The organism is Streptomyces sp. NPDC001153 (assembly GCF_053598315.1).
Map to the genome: position 1 here is coordinate 182,471 of NZ_JBSFJZ010000006.1, position 19,545 is coordinate 202,015.

At 71.6% G+C, this 19,545-nt stretch carries 23 protein-coding genes; 14 read left to right on the forward strand and 9 right to left on the reverse strand.

Features of this window, described 5'->3' with window-relative positions; translation table 11 throughout:
- Positions 1 to 54 precede the first annotated feature (54 nt).
- On the reverse strand, positions 55 to 915 hold the full coding sequence (folP, locus tag ACWDEN_RS09105) for a dihydropteroate synthase (protein WP_450858169.1): 861 nt from the start codon (positions 913 to 915) through the stop codon (positions 55 to 57).
- Between the two features lie 137 nt (positions 916 to 1,052).
- On the opposite strand from folP, the gene ACWDEN_RS09110 reads away from it, so the two are divergent.
- On the forward strand, positions 1,053 to 1,409 hold the full coding sequence (locus ACWDEN_RS09110; RefSeq protein ID WP_450858171.1) for a DivIVA domain-containing protein: 357 nt from the start codon (positions 1,053 to 1,055) through the stop codon (positions 1,407 to 1,409).
- The gene (locus tag ACWDEN_RS09115; RefSeq protein WP_450858173.1) at positions 1,406 to 1,996 is read left to right on the forward strand and encodes a DNA-3-methyladenine glycosylase I; all 591 of its coding nucleotides are present in this window, start codon (positions 1,406 to 1,408) and stop codon (positions 1,994 to 1,996) included. Before ACWDEN_RS09110 ends, ACWDEN_RS09115 begins: the two co-directional genes overlap by 4 nt.
- 125 nt (positions 1,997 to 2,121) lie before the next feature.
- On the opposite strand, the gene chcB is transcribed toward ACWDEN_RS09115, so the two are convergent.
- A complete protein-coding gene (chcB, locus tag ACWDEN_RS09120) occupies positions 2,122 to 2,925 on the reverse strand; it encodes a 2-cyclohexenylcarbonyl CoA isomerase (protein WP_351608317.1) in 804 nt (267 codons plus the stop codon).
- A 62-nt stretch (positions 2,926 to 2,987) separates the two neighbouring features.
- On the opposite strand from chcB, the gene ACWDEN_RS09125 reads away from it, so the two are divergent.
- On the forward strand, positions 2,988 to 3,152 hold the full coding sequence (locus ACWDEN_RS09125; protein WP_351608320.1) for a hypothetical protein: 165 nt from the start codon (positions 2,988 to 2,990) through the stop codon (positions 3,150 to 3,152).
- Positions 3,153 to 3,296: 144 nt separating this feature from the next.
- Positions 3,297 to 3,464 carry a DUF3117 domain-containing protein gene (locus ACWDEN_RS09130; protein ID WP_018544333.1) on the forward strand — a complete coding sequence of 56 codons (168 nt, stop codon included), beginning with the start codon at positions 3,297 to 3,299 and terminating at the stop codon, positions 3,462 to 3,464.
- 84 nt (positions 3,465 to 3,548) lie between these two features.
- Here the strand turns inward: ACWDEN_RS09130 and ACWDEN_RS09135 are convergent, their stop codons facing one another.
- On the reverse strand, positions 3,549 to 4,247 hold the full coding sequence (locus ACWDEN_RS09135) for an O-methyltransferase (protein ID WP_351608440.1): 699 nt from the start codon (positions 4,245 to 4,247) through the stop codon (positions 3,549 to 3,551).
- 246 nt (positions 4,248 to 4,493) lie between these two features.
- Between ACWDEN_RS09135 and sigE the strand changes: the two genes are divergently transcribed.
- The 5 genes from sigE to ACWDEN_RS09160 all read left to right on the forward strand — a co-directional run bounded on the left by sigE (position 4,494) and on the right by ACWDEN_RS09160 (position 9,697).
- Positions 4,494 to 5,204, forward strand: a complete 711-nt coding sequence (gene sigE / locus ACWDEN_RS09140; protein WP_351608322.1) for an RNA polymerase sigma factor SigE — start codon at positions 4,494 to 4,496, stop codon at positions 5,202 to 5,204.
- Entirely contained in the window at positions 5,201 to 6,253 is a 1,053-nt protein-coding gene (locus tag ACWDEN_RS09145; protein ID WP_351608325.1) for a zf-HC2 domain-containing protein, read from the forward strand. Before sigE ends, ACWDEN_RS09145 begins: the two co-directional genes overlap by 4 nt.
- A gap of 145 nt (positions 6,254 to 6,398) precedes the next feature.
- Entirely contained in the window at positions 6,399 to 8,228 is a 1,830-nt protein-coding gene (locus ACWDEN_RS09150; RefSeq protein WP_450858176.1) for a trypsin-like peptidase domain-containing protein, read from the forward strand.
- A gap of 84 nt (positions 8,229 to 8,312) precedes the next feature.
- Positions 8,313 to 8,762 carry a sec-independent translocase gene (locus ACWDEN_RS09155; RefSeq protein ID WP_450858178.1) on the forward strand — a complete coding sequence of 150 codons (450 nt, stop codon included), beginning with the start codon at positions 8,313 to 8,315 and terminating at the stop codon, positions 8,760 to 8,762.
- Positions 8,763 to 9,031: 269 nt separating this feature from the next.
- Positions 9,032 to 9,697, forward strand: a complete 666-nt coding sequence (locus ACWDEN_RS09160) for a hypothetical protein (protein ID WP_351608329.1) — start codon at positions 9,032 to 9,034, stop codon at positions 9,695 to 9,697.
- An 88-nt stretch (positions 9,698 to 9,785) separates the two neighbouring features.
- On the opposite strand, the gene ACWDEN_RS09165 is transcribed toward ACWDEN_RS09160, so the two are convergent.
- Genes ACWDEN_RS09165 through ACWDEN_RS09175 form a run of 3 tightly spaced genes read right to left on the reverse strand, consistent with a single transcriptional unit; the run spans position 9,786 to position 12,865 of the window.
- On the reverse strand, positions 9,786 to 10,919 hold the full coding sequence (locus ACWDEN_RS09165) for an Mrp/NBP35 family ATP-binding protein (RefSeq protein ID WP_351608332.1): 1,134 nt from the start codon (positions 10,917 to 10,919) through the stop codon (positions 9,786 to 9,788).
- Between the two features lie 43 nt (positions 10,920 to 10,962).
- Entirely contained in the window at positions 10,963 to 11,583 is a 621-nt protein-coding gene (locus tag ACWDEN_RS09170) for a DUF1003 domain-containing protein (protein ID WP_351608333.1), read from the reverse strand.
- Entirely contained in the window at positions 11,573 to 12,865 is a 1,293-nt protein-coding gene (locus tag ACWDEN_RS09175) for a magnesium transporter MgtE N-terminal domain-containing protein (protein WP_351608336.1), read from the reverse strand. Before ACWDEN_RS09175 ends, ACWDEN_RS09170 begins: the two co-directional genes overlap by 11 nt.
- Positions 12,866 to 13,091: 226 nt before the next feature.
- Between ACWDEN_RS09175 and ACWDEN_RS09180 the strand changes: the two genes are divergently transcribed.
- Positions 13,092 to 13,847, forward strand: a complete 756-nt coding sequence (locus tag ACWDEN_RS09180) for a hypothetical protein (protein ID WP_351608338.1) — start codon at positions 13,092 to 13,094, stop codon at positions 13,845 to 13,847.
- Positions 13,848 to 13,942: 95 nt separating this feature from the next.
- Here ACWDEN_RS09180 and ACWDEN_RS09185 read toward each other — a convergent pair whose 3' ends face one another.
- Entirely contained in the window at positions 13,943 to 14,458 is a 516-nt protein-coding gene (locus tag ACWDEN_RS09185) for a hypothetical protein (protein WP_351608341.1), read from the reverse strand.
- Positions 14,459 to 14,483: 25 nt separating this feature from the next.
- A complete protein-coding gene (locus ACWDEN_RS09190; RefSeq protein ID WP_351608344.1) occupies positions 14,484 to 15,614 on the reverse strand; it encodes a magnesium and cobalt transport protein CorA in 1,131 nt (376 codons plus the stop codon).
- 513 nt (positions 15,615 to 16,127) lie between these two features.
- On the opposite strand from ACWDEN_RS09190, the gene ACWDEN_RS09195 reads away from it, so the two are divergent.
- The 4 genes from ACWDEN_RS09195 to ACWDEN_RS09210 all read left to right on the forward strand — a co-directional run bounded on the left by ACWDEN_RS09195 (position 16,128) and on the right by ACWDEN_RS09210 (position 19,232).
- The gene (locus ACWDEN_RS09195) at positions 16,128 to 16,712 is read left to right on the forward strand and encodes a suppressor of fused domain protein (protein WP_351608346.1); all 585 of its coding nucleotides are present in this window, start codon (positions 16,128 to 16,130) and stop codon (positions 16,710 to 16,712) included.
- Between the two features lie 164 nt (positions 16,713 to 16,876).
- The gene (locus tag ACWDEN_RS09200; protein WP_351608347.1) at positions 16,877 to 17,518 is read left to right on the forward strand and encodes a DUF6758 family protein; all 642 of its coding nucleotides are present in this window, start codon (positions 16,877 to 16,879) and stop codon (positions 17,516 to 17,518) included.
- Between the two features lie 188 nt (positions 17,519 to 17,706).
- Positions 17,707 to 18,564 (forward strand): PHP domain-containing protein, encoded by an 858-nt coding sequence (locus tag ACWDEN_RS09205; protein WP_450858183.1) that lies wholly within the window; start codon positions 17,707 to 17,709, stop codon positions 18,562 to 18,564.
- A 62-nt stretch (positions 18,565 to 18,626) separates the two neighbouring features.
- Entirely contained in the window at positions 18,627 to 19,232 is a 606-nt protein-coding gene (locus tag ACWDEN_RS09210; RefSeq protein WP_351608351.1) for a MarC family protein, read from the forward strand.
- Between the two features lie 55 nt (positions 19,233 to 19,287).
- On the opposite strand, the gene ACWDEN_RS09215 is transcribed toward ACWDEN_RS09210, so the two are convergent.
- Positions 19,288 to 19,440 carry a hypothetical protein gene (locus tag ACWDEN_RS09215; protein ID WP_351608354.1) on the reverse strand — a complete coding sequence of 51 codons (153 nt, stop codon included), beginning with the start codon at positions 19,438 to 19,440 and terminating at the stop codon, positions 19,288 to 19,290.
- Positions 19,441 to 19,545 lie beyond the last annotated feature (105 nt).

The following is a 19,545-nucleotide window of genomic DNA, read 5'->3' on the forward strand; positions in this document are numbered from 1 at the left end:
TTCGGCCGTGTGGTGGGCAGGACGGGTACCCAGGGGGCGGAGCCCGCTGGGTACCTAGGCCAGACCCCGCCGGGCCACCGCGGGGACCCGGTGCCCGGCGATCGACGCCACCATCTCCAGCACCTGCCGGGTCTCCGCCACCTCGTGCACCCGGTACACCTGCGCCCCGAGCCACGCGGACACCGCGGTCGTCGCCAGCGTACCGATCAACCGCTCCTGCACCGGCCGGTCCAGCGTCTCCCCGACGAAGTCCTTGTTGGACAGCGACACCAGCACCGGCCATCCCGTGGCGGCCATCTCGTCCAGCCGCCGCGTCGCCTCCAGGCTGTGCCGCGTGTTCTTCCCGAAGTCGTGCCCGGGATCGATCAGCACCGACTCCCGCGGCACCCCGAGCGCGACCGCCCGCTCGGCCAGACCCACGGTGACGTCGAGGATGTCGGCCATCACGTCCTCGTACGTCACCCGATGCGGGCGCGTACGCGGCTGCACACCCCCCGCATGCGTGCACACCAGCCCCACCTGGTACCGCCCGGCGACCTCCGCCAGTCCCGGATCGACGCCACCCCACGCGTCGTTCAGCAGATCCGCCCCCGCCGCGCACACCGCCTCGCCGACCTCGGCCCGCCAGGTGTCCACGCTGATGACCACGTCCGGGAAGCGCCGCCGTACCTCGGCCACGAAACCGACCGTCCGCCGCGCCTCCTCCTCGGCCGTGACCTCCTCGCCCGGCCCGGCCTTCACCCCGCCGATGTCGATGATCGCGGCGCCCTCGGCCACGGCCTGCTCCACGCGGGCGAGGGCCGGCTCGTCACGGAACGTGGCCCCTCGGTCGTAGAAGGAGTCCGGAGTCCGGTTCACGATCGCCATGATCACCGGCTCATGGGGCCCGAATTCCCGCTTGCCCAGCCTGAGCATCAGCTGTGACCTCTCCTCGTACGTCCCGCGGTACAACCGCCTGTGACCCTAACTGTCCGACTCGCATGGCACGATCGGACCCAGACAGTTTCAGCGTCCGGCACAAACGTCCGGCACGGAGCGTGGGGACCCTGGCGATGGTGATGTTCTTGTTCCTGGTCGTCGCGCTGGCCGTCGTGGTCGGCGCGGTGACACTCGCCGTGGTGGGCGGCAGCGGAAGCGGCCCGCTGCCCGAGGTGGCACCCGAGCGGCTGCAGGACCCGCTGCCCCCGGACCGCCCGGTGAACCGCGCGGACGTGGACGGCCTGCGCTTCCCGGTCGCCCCGCGCGGCTACCGCATGGCGGACGTCGACGACGCCCTCGGCCGGATCGGTGCCGAGCTCGCCGAGCGGGACGCCCGTATCGCCGACCTGGAGTCGGCGCTGGCAGGCGCCAGAGCCGCGGCGGCCCACGTCCACATGGAGAAGCCCGAGCACCCCGAGGACCGGCGATGAGCGACGGCGCCGCCCTCGCCGGGCCCGACGGTGCCCTGCGCTGCCCCTGGGCCCTGTCCACCGACGACTATGTGTCGTACCACGACGAGGAGTGGGGCCGCCCGGTGCACGGCGACGACGCCCTCTTCGAGCGGGTCAGCCTGGAGGCCTTCCAGTCGGGCCTGTCCTGGATCACGATCCTGCGCCGCCGCGAGGGCTTCCGTGCCGCCTTCGCCGGCTTCCGCATCGAGAAGGTCGCCGCGTTCACGGACGAGGACCGCGAGCGCCTGCTGGCGGATGCTGGCATCATCCGCAACCGCGCCAAGATCAACGCCACGCTCGCCAACGCGCGCGTGCTCGCCGACTGGGCGGAAGGCGAGCTGGACGAGCTGATCTGGTCCCACGCACCCGACCCGGCCGGCCGCCCGGCCCCGAGGACCCTCGCCGATGTCCCGGCCGTGACCCCGGAGTCCACGGCCCTGTCCAAGGCCCTGAAGAAACGGGGCCTCGGATTCGTCGGCCCGACGACGGCGTACGCGCTGATGCAGGCCTGCGGCCTGGTCGACGACCACCTGGAAGCGTGCGTGGCGAGAGGAGCGGGTGCCTGACCAGGCCGCCCCGAGTTCGGGGCGGTGCGGCCGGGCCGGTGGCGCCATGAGCTCTTCGGACGGGGGCTGCCGGGGCCGACGATCCGAGTGGCTGACGGCGGTGTCCCATCGGCCCGGACGGCGCCTCACCGGCCCAGGTACTTCGGCTTCTCCTTGTTCACGAACGCCTCCACGGCGATCGCGTGGTCCTCGGACCGGCCGGCCCGGGTCTGCAGCTCGTCCTCCTTCTCCAGGGTCTCGGTGAGGGAGTGCGTGAGGCCGTAGGCCACCGCCTCCTTGAGGGCCGCGTACGCCACGGTCGGGCCCTCGGCCAGCGCCCGCGCCGTCTTCTCGGCCTCGGCGCGCAGCTCGGCCGCGGGGACGACCCGGTTGGCGATGCCCAGCTCCAGCGCGTCCTGGGCGCTGATGCTGCGCGGGAAGAGCAGCAGGTCGGCGGCGCGGCTCGGGCCGATCACCCGGGGCAGGGTCCAGGAGATCCCGGAGTCGGCGGTCAGCGCGACACCGGCGAAGGAGGTGTTGAAGGCGGCCGTGTCGGCGACCAGCCGGTAGTCCGCGGCGAGCGCGAAGCCGAAGCCGGCCCCGGCCGCGACCCCGTTCACCGCGGCGACCACCGGCTTGGGCGCCCCGGCGAGGGCCCGCACGATCGGGTTGTAGTGCTCCTTGACCGTGCTCATCGTCTGCCCGGACCCGGTCTCGCGGTCCGCCGCGAGCAGCCCGATGTGCTCCTTGAGGTCCTGGCCGACGCAGAACGCCCGGTCCCCGGCGGCGGTCAGCAGGATCGCCCGTACGGCCGTGTCGCCTGCCGCGGATTCCGCCGCCTCCCGGAGGGCGACCTTGGTCGCGACGTTCAGCGCGTTCATCGCCTCGGGGCGGTTCAGCGTGATCGTCGCGAGTCCGTCGCTCACCTCGTAGAGCACGGTGTCGGCCATGGCGCATCCCCTCCGGTTCGCGGGTGACGTACCGCTCAGTACGTCCTGGTATGAAGGACAGCATGGCGGAGATCGCCGCCCAAGGGCCGGACCGGACATGTGACCTGGATCAAAGAAAACCGGAGCGGAGCCGACCGCTGGATCTCCGTGCGGCGGTGCAGTATCGCAGCCACATCGCCGAATTGGGTGGTTTTGCTCGCGCGCGTTGCCCAAGCGATGCCGACTGATGTTGGTCATCGGGTCCTGCCATGCGGGATAATGGCTGGGAAGCAATGTGTTCGATGCCGGTGTCGCGTGTCCGTTACGGAACCGCGGATGCCCTCCCAGGGCTCTCGGCAGACGATGAGCTGGTTTCAGGAAGGGGAACGAGCATGGCGGCCATGAAGCCGCGGACGGGTGATGGCCCGCTCGAGGTGACCAAGGAGGGGCGGGGCATCGTCATGCGCGTTCCGCTCGAAGGCGGCGGTCGACTCGTCGTCGAGCTGACCCCTGACGAGGCCGAGGCGCTCGGCGACGCCCTCAAGAAGGTCGTCGTCTGACATCCCAGCGATCTTGTCCTTCGGACTGCCCCGGCATCGTACGCGGTGCCGGGGCAGTCGCGTGTCCCGTCCCGCGGCGGCCGGTCATCGCTTGACGGCGCACAGCAGCCCGTCGCCCACCGGCAGCAGCGAAGGGACGAGCTCCTGGCTCTCGCGCACCGCGCGCAGCAGTTCCCGCAGCCGCAGCACCTCCGTGGGCTGGGGGCCCGAGTCCACCGTACGGCCGTTGGCGAAGACGCCCTCGAAGACCACCAGACCGCCCGGCCGCAGCAGGCGCAACGATTCAGCGAGGTAGTCCAGGTACTCCAGCCGGTCGCCGTCGCAGAAGACGAGGTCGTAGCCGGCGTCCGCGAGCCGGGGGAGTACGTCCAGGGCGCGGCCCGGTATGAAGCGGGCCCGGTTGCTGGCGAAACCGCAGGCGCGGAAGGCCTGCCGGGCGAACTGCTGGTGCTCCGGCTCCGGGTCGACCGTGGTGAGCACCCCGTCCGGGCGCATTCCGTGCAGCAGATGGATTCCGGACACCCCGCAGCCCGTGCCGATCTCCGCCACCGCCTTCGCGTCCACGGAGGCGGCGAGCAGTCGCAGCGCGGCGCCGGTGCCGGGCGACACCGAGCGCAGGCCTGCGTCGCGGGCCCGGTCTCGGGCCCACCGCAGCGCCTCGTCCTCGGCGACAAAGGCGTCGGCGAACGCCCAGCTCGTCTGCCGGTTGCCGGTAATGACCCTCTCCTGTCCCCGTGGTTGCCTGGGCGTGACTGTATCCGTTGGCGCCGGGAACCCGCAGATGGGACCGGGCGTTTAAAGGGGGGAGACGGTGGCCCGGGATGTGAGGGGGGCAGGACGGGAGTGCAAGGGGTGGATCAGGACGCCGAGCGACAGCTGACGCAGCCGTATGAGCCGTATCAGCCCAGATCAAATTCTCGTAAAACCGCTTATGGGGAGCTAACGGGCGAGGTGGCTATGGTAGGGGCTCCACTGGACACCACCAGAGCTGACAGGGGAGGTGCGGCTGCGCCCGGAGACCGGGGTGGAGTGCTGCGGCGCTTCCTCGGGTCGGCGGGCAGGCCGAAATCCGTGACCGACACCGCTGCTGACCACCACGCCGGTTTCGCCGCAGGCGAGGCCCAGACCGCGACCTTCTCCACCGACGCGGACGGGCAGGCGTGGACTCCGCCCACGTGGGAGGAGATCGTCAGCACGCACAGCGGCCGGGTCTACCGGCTGGCCTACCGTCTGACCGGCAATCAGCACGACGCCGAGGACCTCACCCAGGAGGTCTTCGTCCGCGTCTTCCGTTCCCTGTCCACGTACTCGCCGGGCACCTTCGAGGGCTGGCTGCACCGCATCACGACCAACCTCTTCCTGGACATGGTCCGGCGCAAGCAGCGCATCCGCTTCGACGCCCTCGGCGACGACGCGGCCGAGCGCCTGGCCAGCCGCGAGCCCACCCCGCAGCAGCTCTTCAACGACGCGCACTTCGACGCCGACGTCCAGCAGGCCCTGGACACCCTCGCGCCCGAGTTCCGCGCCGCCGTCGTCCTGTGCGACATCGAGGGACTGTCGTACGAGGAGATCGCCGCGACCCTCGGCGTCAAGCTCGGCACGGTCCGCTCCCGTATCCACCGTGGTCGCTCCCAGCTCCGCAAGGCCCTCGCGCACCGTTCCCCGGAGGCCCGGGCGGCCGAGCGGCGCTCCTTCCTGACCCGTGTCCCCGCTCTGGGGGGAGGGGGCGCGACCGCGTGAGTGGATCCCGGCCCAAACCTGCGGAGGCACACCTCGCAGAGCAGCACCTGGGAGACCGGCTCTCCGCCCTGGTGGACGGAGAGCTCGGTCATGAGTCGCGTGAGCGGGTCCTCGCGCACCTGGCCACCTGTGCCCGGTGCAAGGCGGAGGCGGACGCCCAGCGCCGGCTGAAGAACGTGTTCGCGGAGGCGGCCCCGCCGCCTCCCTCGGCGAGCCTCCTGGCCCGCCTGCAGGGCCTCCCCGGAGGAGGTGACCTGGACGGCGACGGAATGTCGCCGCCCGGGGGACTCTTCGGCCGCGGCTCGGGGGGCGACGAACTCCCCGGGGCGTCGGGCGTCTCCGGCGTCTTCGGGGTCTTCGGAGTGAGGCGCGGCGACCGCTTCGCGTTCGGTTACGTCCCCGCCCGCCCGCACGGCCCCGCGCATCCGGACAGCCCTGTCCCGGCCGCCGAGGAGCGCGGCTTCCGTATCCATCCCGTCGGCCGACCGGACGACGGCCGCTCCGCCTCGCGCGGTCTGCGGTTCGCGTTCGCCGCCGCCGGTGCGGTGTCGCTGGCCGCGGTCGCCCTCGGCGGCGTGACCACCGCCATCCCCGGTGACACCACCGCGGACGGCCGCGGCGGCTCCGGCACCGGCAACAACGTGATCCCGGCGCGTTCGGCGGGCACCGGGGCGGGCTCGGGGGCGGCCACGCCGGACGGCCAGCGCCGCCGCTCGTTGGGGCCGTTGTTCGCCCAGGGCGGTACACAGTTCGGACCGATGCCGGCCGTCCCCACCTCGATGACCGCGCCGCTGGTGCCCGGACTGCCGACCCCCGCCACCGGTCGGACCCAGGGCGACGCCACCACGAGCGGACTGGCCGCGCCGGTGATGGCCGGTGCGGCCGCGGTCTCCCCGCTGATACGTCCGCTCGACGACACGGTGGTGTACCCGCTCAACGCCTGGTCCGCCGTTCCCGGAGTGAACGGCTCCGGCCTGCTGTCCGCCCCCGCGCCTGGCGCCACCCCCGCCGCCACGCCATCCCCCTCCGCACCCGACCGGACCCCCTGATCTGCCCCCGACCGGCCACTACGCCACGGCCCGTGAACCTGGTTGAATCCGGTGAGGGCCGTTCCCGCGGCGATGACCCGGGGGCGTAGTCGACGTTCCGCGGCCGCCGCCGAAGCGTGCGGCCGCGGCCAGCCGTGGGGAGAGCATGAACGAGGGGAACCGTGTCCCACCGGAGGACGACCCGGAGGGTACGGCGGGGGCGACACCGACCGACCGGACCGACACCGCGGAGCGGGAGAGCGCCGGGCAGCGTCGGACGCCGGGTGGCATCGGGTCGGCCGGGGCCGACGGGGATTTCGAGCTGGCCAAGCCGGTGCCGGGGGCGACGGCAGGTGCCGAGGCGGATGAGGCCACCGGGGCCGACGTGTCGGTCGAGCAGCCCGGGGAAGGCGCCTGGGCGGCTCCCGGCGAGCGGCCGAAGCCGTTGCACGACCCCGACCCCTACAGCACCCCGCCGTACGGCGAGCCGGGCCCCTGGGCGCCCGCACCGCCCGTACAGCACCCGGCGGTCACCGCGGCCCAGGGAACACCCGTGCCGCCCCCTACGGCTCCGCCCACGCCACCCCTGAGCACGGCACCGGGGGCTCCGGCGTTCGAACCCGGCCCGCCCACACCAGGAGCCGGGACACCCGTACCCGGCGGCACCACTCCCGTCCCGGCACCCGAGGCGCCCGAGCCCGGCGCTCCGGCTGCCGGTCCTCCGGCCCCCGGCGCCCCCGCGGGTGCCCCGGCGCCGCCCCCCTCGGGAGGGGAGGCGGCTCTGCGTTATGACCCCTGGGCTGTGGGGTCCCCCAAGGAGCAGGTATGGGGGCAGGGGGCGTTGCAGCAGAGCGGTGTGGGGGTGCTGACGGACACGCAGCGCAAGCGGCGGGGGAAGAGGCTGTTGGTCGTGTGGACCCTCGTGGTCGCCGTCGTCTCCGCGGGTATCGGCGGGGTGGCCGGTGCCTGGGTCGAGCGCCACGGGCTGGGCGACGACGTCCACCTGCCGCAGGCGGGGCACGTGCCCGCCGGGCGGGCGCCGGACAGCGTGGCGGGGATAGCCGCCCGCGCGCTGCCCAGTGTCGTCACCCTGCACGTCACCGGGACCGAGCAGAGCGACACCGGCACCGGCTTCGTGCTCGACACCCAGGGGCACATCCTCACCAACAACCACGTCGTCGCGCCGGCCGGATCAAGCGGCGCCATATCCGTGACGTTCAGCAGCGGCGACACCGTCAAGGCCGAGGTGGTCGGCCACGACAGCGGCTACGACCTCGCCGTCGTCCAGGTCCACGGCCTGACCGGGCTCACCCCGCTGCCCCTCGGCAACTCCGACGACGTCCGCGTCGGTGACCCCGTCGTCGCCATCGGCGCCCCCTTCGACCTCGCCAACACCGTCACCTCCGGCATCATCAGCGCCAAGGAGCGGCCCATCACGGCCGGAGGAGAGAAGGGCGACGGCAGTGACGTCTCGTATGTCGATGCGCTGCAGACCGACGCCCCCATCAATCCGGGCAACTCCGGTGGCCCGCTCCTCGACTCCCGGGCCCAGGTCATCGGCATCAACTCCGCCATCCGTTCCGCCGACGGCGGCTCCGACTCGGACAGCGGCCAGGCCGGTTCCATCGGTCTCGGTTTCGCCATCCCCGTGAACCAGGCCAGGCGTGTCGCCGAGGAGCTGATCAGCGACGGCCATGCGACCCACCCCGTGATCGGCGTCACGCTCGACATGGCGTACACCGGCGACGGCGCCCGTATCGACAGCAGGAGCGCGGGCGGCGGCCCCGCCGTGAGCAAGGGCGGCCCCGGTGAACAGGCCGGTCTCAAGGCCGGCGACGTCATCACCGAGGTCGACGGGCAGCCCGTGCACACCGCCGAGGAACTGATCGTCAAGATCCGCGCCCACCGGCCCGGTGACCAGCTGCGGCTGACGGTCCGACGCGACGGCACGGACCGGGAGGTCCCGCTCCGACTGGGCGCGGCGGAGCAGAACTGACACAAGTCTCACCTCGGGACGGTACCGGCCGGACAGCAACGCCGGGTACCGTTGAGCGACCGAGGACATCGCAAGGAGCGTCAGGTGTTCAATGACATAGGGCCACTGGAGCTGCTGACGATCATCGTGCTCGCGGTGCTCGTCTTCGGTCCGGACAAGCTCCCGAAGGTCATCCAGGACGTCACGCGCACGATCCGGAAGATCCGCGAGTTCTCGGAGAGTGCCAAGCAGGACATCCGCAACGAACTGGGTCCGGAGTTCAAGGACTTCGAGTTCGAGGACCTCAACCCGAAGACGTTCATCCGCAAGCAGCTGGACGGCGACGAGCTGGGCCTGAAGGAGATCCGCAACGGGTTCGACCTGAAGAAGGAGATGGCCGAGGTCACGGACGCCGTCAACGGGCGGGACAGCGAAGCCGTCCCGTCGTCCGCGTCTTCTCCGGGTTCGGCCGCCTCGGGCCGTATCGACATGACCAAGAAGCCGGAGGAGCTCGCCAAGGACGAGCGGCCGCCCTTCGACGCGGACGCCACCTAGCGGACGCCACGTAGCGGACGCCACCCGGGCGCATCCTCCGGCGCCGACACGCGCACACGGGCGCATGCCGCGCACGTGACGCGTTTCATAGCACGCCCCCGTCGCACACGGCCTGAACAGGCCGTTCGCGCGACCCACGCATCCAGCGCCTGCCCTGAGCCTCTCACCGGTGTGGATATGCTGCCGAGTTGTTGTGCGGACCGGACGAGTACGCCCGAAGGGGGGCGGGCCACCGCCGGTCCGACGAGAGCGAGGAGGCGTCCGGGCAGATGGAGACGACGAGTCGGGTGGGCGCGCAGGCGCCGGCCGCGGAGGGTGCGCAGCAGCTCCCCTCCGCCCGGCGCACGGTCGACGGTTATCTGCAGGCATCCTTCCCCTGGTACGGCCTCGACGAGGCGTTCACCGGGCCGCGCTGGCTGATGCAGGTGGGGACGGCGGCCGACGGTGCCGTCGAGCACGGGTCGATCGGGCACGGCGACGAGCCCTCCGTGCGCGGCGAGGCCGGCTCCGCCGGTGAGCCGCGGGAGAAGTTCGCGGTGGTCGTCACCGTCGCCGCGCAGCCGTCCCGGAGGAGCGCCGACGGTACGGGGCTGCTGGAGGCCACGTCGGTCTCCTCGGCGGCGTGGCTGGCCGGGGTGGGGCTGCTGTCGTTCACGTGGCCCGGGCAGATGGACCACAGCCTGCGGGACGACTGGCTGGAGCAGCAGACCGAGACGGCGTGGGCTCTGGCCGACGATCTGGAGGGGCCGGAGTGGAGTCGGCTCTCCCTTCCGGTGGACGGGGTCGCCGCCTCCTTCCACTACCGGGAGTCCGAGTTCGGATGGGTGCTCGCCGGTACTACTGAGGCGGGGGTGCACTTGGGGGCGTACGGGCGGGGCATGAGCGCGTACGGTCTCGGGTTCGCCGTGGTGAAGGACGTTGCCGCCTACGCGTGACATCCGCGCACGCAGTCGACGAAGGGGCGCCGACCGATGTCGGCGCCCCTTCGTCGTCAAGGCCTTCAGCAGGCTCTTCGACGAGTCCTCAGAACTTGTTCCGCGGTGTGATCCCCAGCGACAGGCCCGACAGACCCCGCTGCCGGCCGCCGAGCTTCCCCGCGATCGCCCGCAGGGCCGAGCCCGCCGGGGAGTCCGGGTCGGTCAGGACCACCGGCTTGCCCTCGTCGCCGCCCTCGCGGAGGCGGACGTCGATCGGGATGTTGCCGAGCACCGGGACCGTCGTACCCGTGGTGCGGGTGAGGCCGTCGGCGACCACCTGGCCGCCGCCCGTGCCGAAGACGTCGACCATCTCGCCGCAGTGCGGGCAGGGCAGACCGGACATGTTCTCGACCACGCCGACGATCTTCTGGTGGGTCTGGACCGCGATGGAGCCGGCGCGCTCGGCGACCTCGGCCGCCGCCTGCTGCGGGGTCGTCACCACCAGGATCTCGGCGTTCGGGATCAGCTGGGCGACGGAGATGGCGATGTCGCCGGTGCCGGGGGGCAGGTCCAGGAGCAGGACGTCCAGGTCGCCCCAGTACACGTCCGCCAGGAACTGCTGGAGCGCCCTGTGCAGCATCGGGCCGCGCCAGACGACGGGCGCGTTGCCCGGGGTGAACATGCCGATGGAGATGACCTTCACGCCGTTCGCCGACGGCGGCATGATCATGTTCTCGACCTGGGTGGGACGGCCGTCCGCGCCCAGCATGCGCGGCACGCTGTGGCCGTAGATGTCGGCGTCGACGACGCCCACCTTCAGGCCGTCGGCGGCCATGGCGGCCGCCAGGTTCACCGTCACCGAGGACTTGCCGACGCCGCCCTTGCCGGAGGCGACCGCGTAGACACGGGTGAGATTGCCCGGCTTGGCGAAGGGGACCTCACGCTCGGCCTGGCCGCCGCGCAGGGCCGCCGCCAGCTCCCTGCGCTGCTCGTCGCTCATCACGTCGAGGGTGACGTCGACGCGGGTGACGCCCTCGACCCGGGAGACCGCCTCGGTGACGCGCTGGGTGATCGTCTCGCGCATGGGACAGCCGGAGACCGTCAGGTACACGGTGACGGCGACCGCGCCGTCATCCCCGATCTCCACCGATTTGACCATCCCCAGTTCGGTGATGGGTCGGTTGATCTCGGGGTCGTTCACCGTCGCCAGTGCCTCGCGCACCGCGTCTTCCGTAGCCATAAGGACGATGGTACGGCGCGCCGAGGGGCGTCCGGGATGCCCCTCAGCGGTCGTCTGTGTCACGTCCGGGAGACCGATCTGACCGTTCCGCCGGGAATACGACATGCCCGGGGTGCCCGTCGTGCCGGCGCCTGTCCTCCAGCTCCTTGACCACGTCCTGCAACTCCGAGCGGATCCAGTCGCGGGTCGCGACCTCGCCCAGGCCCATGCGCAGCGCGGCGATCTCCCGGGTCAGGTACTCGGTGTCGGCGATGGACCGCTCGTTCTGCTTGCGGTCCTGCTCCAGGTTGACGCGGTCGCGGTCGTCCTGCCGGTTCTGCGCGAGCAGGATCAGCGGGGCCGCGTAGGAGGCCTGGAGGGACAGCACCAGCGTCAGGAAGATGAACGGGTACGGGTCGAACCGCAGGTGGCTGGGCGCGGTGATGTTCCACGTCAGCCACACGAAGATGACGACCGTCATCCAGACGATGAAGCGTCCCGTGCCCAGGAAGCGGGCGATCCGCTCCGACAGCCGGCCGAAGGCCTCCGGGTCCCACTCGGGCAGCACCCGGCGGCGCGGCGGGCGCGGCTGGTCCAGGCGGGGCGTGCGCGGCCGGGTGGCGGCGGTGGCGCCCGCCGGGGTGCGCTCGCGGGTCGCGGTGTCGCGCTCGCGCTCAGGAGCCATGGGTCCCCACCCCCTCGTTCTCGTCGTTCAGGTGGAACTCGGTCTCCCGCCAGTCCTCCGGCAGCATGTGGTCCAGCACGTCGTCCACGGTGACCGCGCCGAGCAGCGACCCGGACTCGTCCACCACGGGCGCGGCGACCATGTCGTACGTGGCGAAGAACCCGGCGATGACGCGCAGCGCCGCGTCCGGGGCGAGCGGCTGCAGGTCGGTGTCGACGAGGGAGCTGACCAGGGAGTAGGGCGGCTCGCGCAGCAGCCGCTGGAAGTGCACCGTGCCCAGGTACTTGCCCGTCGGGGTCTCGTCCGGCGGGCGGCAGACGTAGACCTGGGCGGCGAGCGCGGGGGAGAGGTCGGCGTTGCGGACCCGGGCGAGCGCGTCGGCGACCGTGGCGTCCGGGCGCAGCACGATCGGCTCGGTGGTCATCAGACCGCCGGCCGTGTGCTCCTCGTACGACATCAGGCGGCGCATGTCGGCCGCGTCGCTCGGCTGCATCAGGCTCAGCAGCCGCTCCTTGTCCTCCTCGGGCAGCTCGCCGAGCAGGTCCGCCGCGTCGTCGGGGTCCATGGCCTCCAGGACGTCCGCCGCGCGCTCCTCCTGCAGCTTGCCGAGGATCTCGATCTGGTCGTCCTCCGGCAGCTCCTCGAGCACGTCGGCCAGCCGGTCGTCGTCCAGGGCGGCGGCGACCTCGGCGCGCCGCTTGGCGGAGAGGTGGTGCAGGACGTTGGCGAGGTCGGCGGGGCGCAGCTGCTCGAAGGTGGCGAGCAGGCTCTCGGCGCCCTGTCCGTGCTCCTCCAGGGAGAAGCCGGTGACGGCCGACCACTCGACGGTCAGCGTCTCGCCCTTGGCGCGCCGGAAGGCGCTCGCCTTCCTGCCCTTGCGCACGAAGACGCGGTCGACCTCCCAGTCGCGGCGGGCCGGCAGCTGCTGCACGGACAGGTCGAGGACGGTGACCTCCTCGCGGGTCTCCGCCAGCGTCACCCTCCGGTCCAGCAGCTCGCCGAAGACCAGCCGCTCGGTGGGCCGCTGCTCGAAGCGCCGGACGTTCATCACGCCGGTGGTGATGACCTGCCCGGACTCGACGCCGGTGACCCGGGTCATGGGCAGGAAGATACGGCGCCGGGTGACCAGTTCGACGACCAGCCCCAGGAGGCGCGGGGGCTTGCGGCCCACGCGCAGCATCACGACCAGGTCGCGCACGCGGCCCACCTGGTCGCCGTTCGGATCGAAGACGGGGACCCCGGCGAGGTGCGAGACGAAGATCCGGGGGGCGCCGGCTGCCATGGCTCTGCTTCCTCTGCTGACGTGGCCTGGGAATCGCCCCTCTCCGGGGTGTTCCGCTTTCTTTGTGAATTGCTCGGAATTGCCCGCTCGGGTGCGCTTCAGGCTAGCCCGTACCGGTCGGATACGCCCTGGTGGGGGGTCCGGACGGACTCGCTCCGCCGCGCGGGCGAGGCACCGGTACGCTGCGGTCCACCGCTCAGGAACCGTCAGAAAGGCGACCCCACCTGTGACTGCGATTCCCCAGGGCCGTACCCGCCGGGCCGCGCTGGTCACCTCGATCTGCGTATGCGCCCTGACGGGGACGGCGGTGCTGAGCGGGTGCGGCAGCGAGGATCCGGACGCGGGGACGAACGGCGTGGGCAGGCTGCCCGCCGACACGATCCAGGCGAAGACCCGCGCGGCCGCCCAGGGGGCACCGGCGGTACGGCTGTCCGGCACCGTCGTCACCAGCGGCCGGACGTACCGGCTGGACATGCGGCTGAAGGCCGACGGCGGGACCGGGTCGGTGACCGCGAAGGGGGCGACCTTCAAGCTGCTGCGGGTCGGGAAGCAGCTGTATCTGAAGGCCGACGCGGACTTCTGGAACCAGGCCGGCGGCAAGGGCGGCGCCGGCGGAGACGGCGCGGCCGCCGCGTTGAACGGCAAGTACGTCAAGGTGCCGCAGGACGACCCCGCGTACAGGAAGTTCAGCGGCTTCACGGACAAGGACGTCCTCCTCGAGGGGCTGCTCGCACTGCACGGCCCACTGGCGACCGACGGCCACCACGACGACGCGGGTACCCGCACCATCCGCATCACCGGCGACAAGGGCTCCGGCGGCAGCCTCGACGTCTCCCTGGAGGGCACGCCGTATCCCCTCCGCCTGGTCCGTGGCGGCGGGGCGGGGACGCTCAGCTTTTCCGACTGGGGCAAGGACTTCGCCGTCGCCGAGCCCGCCCAGTCCGACACGGTGGATTACGGGCAGCAGCTGCCGGCGTCCTAGCGGCGCCCGGCCACGGCGGCGCATCCAGGGGTCCCTCACGCCTTTGAGGCGGTGGGGGAGGTGCCGAACCCTGCTCGGCCTTTCGGCCCCCGGCGCTACCGCCTCTTCCGGCGCTTGACGAGAAGCTTCGGCAGGCCCGCCGGCACCGGTCGCCGCGTGGTCGCCGGAGTCGCGACCGGCCGCTCGGCCAGGCTGCCGTCCGGCAACGGCGCCGGGGACCCGGCCGGAGTCAGGCGCAGCACCCGGCACTCGCGGGCCCAGCGGGCCGGCATCTGTTCGCCGTCGGGGGCGTTCAGGCGCTTGCCCTTCAGCTCGGCGACGGCCGCCTCCCACTCCTCGGAGCCGGAGGGCAGCTCGGACACGGCCGCCGGGAAGGTCACCAGCCGCCCGCCCTTGTCCTTGCTGCGCACGGTCACCTCGGCGGTGCCCCCGTCGACCAGCCCCTCCAGCGGCTGCTCGCCGGGCCCGTCGCCGACCAGGCACACCGCGCCCTCGTGCCACACGTGCCACAGCGCACGCGCGGCGGAGGCCCCGGCGCCCCTGACCCAGATGAGGCCGGACTTCTTCGAGGCCTCCTCGATGAGGGCCCGGTCGAGCAGCTCGCTTGTCATGGCGCCCAGCCTATCCAGTGCCCGCTCACAGCCAGCCGTTGCGCTTGAGCACCCGGTGGATGCCCACACACATGGCGATGGTGACGCCCAGGACCAGCGGGTAGCCGTACTTCCAGTGCAGCTCGGGCATGTGGTCGAAGTTCATCCCGTACACGCCGGTCACCATCGTCGGTACGGCGATGATCGCGGCCCAGGCCGTGATCTTGCGCATGTCCTCGTTCTGCGCGACGGACGCCTGGGCGAGGTTGGCCTGGAGGATGGAGTTGAGGAGTTCGTCGAAGCTCAGCACCTGCTCCTGGACCCGGGCGAGGTGGTCGGCGACGTCCCGGAAGTACTTCTGGATGTCCGGGTCGACCAGCCGCATCGGCCGCTCGCTCAGCAGCTGCATCGGGCGCAGCAGGGGAGCCACCGCGCGCTTGAACTCCAGTACCTCACGCTTGAGTTGGTAGATCCGCGCCGAGTCCACACCACGGGAGACCCCGCCCTTGCGGCCCGGCGAGAAGACCTCCGTCTCCACCTCGTCGATGTCGTCCTGCACGGCGTCGGCGACCGCGATGTAGCCGTCCACCACATGGTCGGCGATCGCGTGCAGCACGGCCGAGGGGCCCTTGGCCAGCAGCTCCGGGTCGTCCTGCAGCCGGTGGCGCAGCGCCCGCAGCGATCCCTGGCCGCCGTGCCGGACGGTGATGAAGAAGTCCCGGCCGGTGAAGCACATGACCTCGCCGGTCTCCACGACCTCGCTGGTGGCGGTGAGCCGGTCGTGCTCGACGTAGTGGATCGTCTTGAAGACGGTGAACAGCGAGTCGTCGTACCGCTCCAGCTTGGGCCGCTGGTGCGCCTGCACCGCGTCCTCCACGGCCAGCGGGTGCAGCCCGAACTCGCTCGCGATACCGGCGAATTCGGCCTCGGTCGGCTCGTGCAGCCCGATCCACACGAAGCCGCCGTCGCGCCGCACCAGCCGCATCGCCTCGTGCGGGCTGAGCGGCTTGTCGCTGCGCACGCGCACGCCGTCGCGGTAGACGGCGCAGTCGACCACGGCCGACGGGGTGGCGGGGTCACGGGTGGTGTCGTACGACACGCTCGACGCGCTCGTGGGCTTGCGCAGCGAGACGCGGGACGGACGGACCACGGCGCGCAGGTCGCGGATCATCGACATGGGCAGGCTCCTTCGCGACAGGCAACGAAAGACCGCCGACGACGGGTGGAACTACCCGGAATGGGGACGTCCTGACAAGGGGTCTCCCCGCCCTCGAGGCAGGGGAAGGATGTTTGGCACGTCCACAAAGCGGGGAGCACCGCACCGTCGCGGTGGCGACTTCGCTACTGATGCAGAACTGATTCGATCAGACAGATCGGGTGATCAGACGATCAGGGCAAAGCGAGACGAAGTGCTCTTCCGAAGGGCGACGTGCACGGGAAGGCGTAGAGCAGCCGGAAACCAGCCAGTGACTACATCAACGGGCGGAAGAGCGAGTGGTACTGCACGGTCGACTTCGATCCATGACAGCCCCACCTCCTCCTGCCGGTCCCTCGTAAGGGAGTCTCATCGGCGTCGGGACTCGATAGCGACGCTTCTGCGTGCTGCCCCGAACCACCGGCTCAGCGTAGCAGCCGCCCGATGTGTCAAGGCGCCGCTTTGCCCGCTGCTGACGAGTTCTATGCTCGCGTCATGGTTGATGTTCTTCCTCTGGTCGAGGCGCGGTTGACCACCGCCCTGGGCGAACCGGACGCGCGCGCCGCCGTCACCTTCCTCGGCACGGACCGCATCGAGGTGCTCCGGTTCCAGGAGGGGGACGTCCTGCGGTACGCGACCCTCGGCATGTCCGCCCACCCCATGACCGACCCCACCGCGATGCTCGCCGACCCGGTCAAGGGCCCCCGCGCCGAGCTGGTCCTCTCCGTGCGCGCGGGCCTCGCCGACACCGACAAGGTGCTCCGGCCGCTCGCCGTGCTGGCCGCGTCCCCGCAGGTGGAGGGTCTGATCGTGACCCCGGGGGCCTCCCTGGACGTCGGTGAGCCGCTGTGGCCCGGTGCCCCTTTCACCTCGTTCCTGGTGGGTGAGCCCGGCGGCCTGGTCGAGGACCTGGAGCTGGACGACCCGATGGAGCCCGTGCGGTTCCTGCCGCTGCTGCCGATGACCCCGAACGAGGCGGCCTGGAAGCGGGTGCACGGCGCCCAGGCCCTCCAGGAGCGGTGGCTCGCGCGCGGGACGGACCTGAGGGATCCCGCCCGCAGGTCCGTCCCGCTCGACTGATCCGGACGTGACCGATCTCACCAACGCAGGGCGGGGGCCCGTCAGTTGGCAAGGACGGTGACGCCGTCCTCGGCGGCGCAGCTGATCAATGTAGGTGACATCGAGTTTGCCGGACGGGTGATCGTCCTTGACGTGGGCGGGCAGGGGTAGGACCGTGGAGCCCTATGAGGGGCGAACCCAGTTGCCCGAGGTGCGGTGGCCGGGTCAGGGCGCCCGGTCTCTTCGCCGATGCGTGGCAGTGCGATGTGCACGGCACGGTGTATCCGCTGCAGCCCGTGATCCCGCCCAGTGTCGAAGCCCTCGGTGCCATCGTGCACCGCACGCACGTCCCGTTGTGGATGCCCTGGCCGCTCCCCGTCGGCTGGCTCTTCACGGGCGCGGCCTACGCGGGTGACGACCGCAGCGGGGGCCGCGCGACCGCCGTCGCCTGTTCCGGACCCGGCCCGCTCGGCGGCCCGGCCGAACTCATCCTGGTCGCCGAGGAGCTCGGCGTCGGCCTCGGTGCGCGGTACGCGGGCATCGACGGCCCGGACCCGGGGTCGTACATGAACGTCGAGAAGCCGCCCCAGGCCAAGGTGCTGGCCGTCGGTCGCCCGACCCCGCTCTGGCACGTCTACCGCACCCCCGACGACCGGGCCGTCTTCGCCGGCGAGGCCCTCGGTATGTGGCTGTGGGCGGTGATGTGGCCCGAGCAGGCGGGCCTGCTGATGTACGACGAGCTGGTGCTGACGGATCTGCGGGATGCGGGGGCGGAGCTGGATCTGGTGCCCTTCGGAGCGTTGTCGCCGCGCTTGCTCCGGCCGTAGCGCCCACTGGGGTGGGGGGTTCTGTGCGTCGGCGGGTGCAGGTGCTTCGTGGTTGCTCGCGCAGTTTCCCGTGCCCCTTGGGTGGGTTCAGTAGGGGGTGCTTCCAGGTTGCGGGTGTGACAGCCGGGCTTCAAAACCCCGCTATCCTTAGGTGTCCCCTTCCGTAGCCGTCCCCGTCTGGAGTCACCGTGCGCATCGATCTGCACTGTCACTCCACGGCCTCTGACGGTACGGACACCCCGGCCGAGCTGGTGCGCAATGCCGCCGCTGCCGGCCTGGACGTCGTCGCGCTGACCGATCACGACACCACCCGGGGGTACGCCGAGGCGATCGCCGCGCTGCCCGAGGGGCTGACCCTGGTCACCGGGGCCGAGCTGTCCTGCCGTGTCGACGGCATCTCGATGCACATGCTGGCCTACCTCTTCGACCCCGTGGAGCCCGCCCTGCTCGCCGAGCGCGAACTGGTGCGGGACGACCGGGTGCCGCGGGCCAAGGGCATGATCGCCAAGCTGGACGCGCTGGGCGTGCCGGTCACCTGGGAACAGGTCGAGCGGATCGCGGCCGGCGGGTCCGTGGGGCGCCCGCATGTCGCGACGGCGCTGGTCGAGCTGGGTGTCGTGCCGACGGTGAGCGACGCGTTCACCGAGGAGTGGCTGGCCGACGGCGGCCGGGCCTTCGTGGAGAAGCACGAGACGGACCCCTTCGAGGCGATCCGGCTGGTCAAGAACGCGGGCGGGGTCTGTGTGTTCGCGCACCCGGCCGCCGCCAAGCGCGGTCGTACGGTCCCCGAGGCGCGGATCGCCGAGATGGCCGAGGCCGGTCTGGACGGCATCGAGGTCGACCACATGGACCACGACGCCGACGCGCGCGACCGGCTGCGGGGCCTGGCGAAGGACCTGGATCTGCTGGTCACCGGCTCCTCGGACTACCACGGCAGCCGCAAGACCGTGTCACTGGGCGCGTACACGACGGACCCCGAGGTGTACGGGGAGATCACGCGGCGGGCGACCGGCGCGTTCCCGGTGCCGGGCACCGGCGGAGTCTGAGGCCGCCGACGGCCCTCACGCGCCCCCATTCCACCCTTTTCCAGCAAGGCCAGTACTTCCCCATGTTCGACGTCGCCGTCTTCGGCTCTCTGTTCCTGACCCTTTTTGTCATCATGGATCCCCCCGGGATCACCCCGATCTTCCTCGCCCTGACCGCCGGGCGTCCGGCCAAGGTGCAGAAGCGGATGGCCTTCCAGGCCGTCTGCGTGGCCGGCGGGGTCATCGCCACCTTCGGTGTCCTGGGCCACCAGATCCTCGACTACCTGCACGTCTCCGTCCCCGCGCTGATGATCGCGGGCGGTCTGCTGCTTCTGCTGATCGCGCTGGACCTGCTCACCGGCAAGACCGACGAGCCGAAGCAGACCAAGGACGTGAACGTGGCGCTCGTACCGCTCGGCATGCCGCTGCTGGCCGGGCCCGGTGCGATCGTGTCCGTGATCCTGGCCGTGCAGAAGGCCGGCAGCGTGGCCACGCAGGTGTCGGTGTGGACCGCGATCCTCGCGATCCATGTCGTGCTGTGGCTGGTGATGCGCTACTCGCTGCTGATCATCCGGGTCATCAAGGACGGCGGTGTCGTGCTGGTGACGCGGCTCGCGGGCATGATGCTCTCCGCGATCGCCGTACAGCAGATCATCAACGGGATCACTCAGGTGATCCGGGGGAGCTGAGCCCTCGTCGGCTCGGCTCCCCCGGAAAGCTTGAGTGGCGCGCAGCGCGTGAGCGTTACGAGGCCTGGGCCTCGGCCGGGCGGATCCACAGGCGCTGTCCGATGGCGGCGGCCTGCTGAACGATCCGGTTGACGGAGGCGGCGTCCACGACGGTGCTGTCCACGGTGGTGCCGTCGACCTCGTCGAGTCGCATGATCTCGAAGCGCACAGGCTTCTCCCTTCGTCTGGTCATCCTCCTGCGGAGAACTACTTGATGCGCCGGATCCGTATCCGGCGTTCACAGGGAGTCAACGCGCCGCTTGTTACAAACATT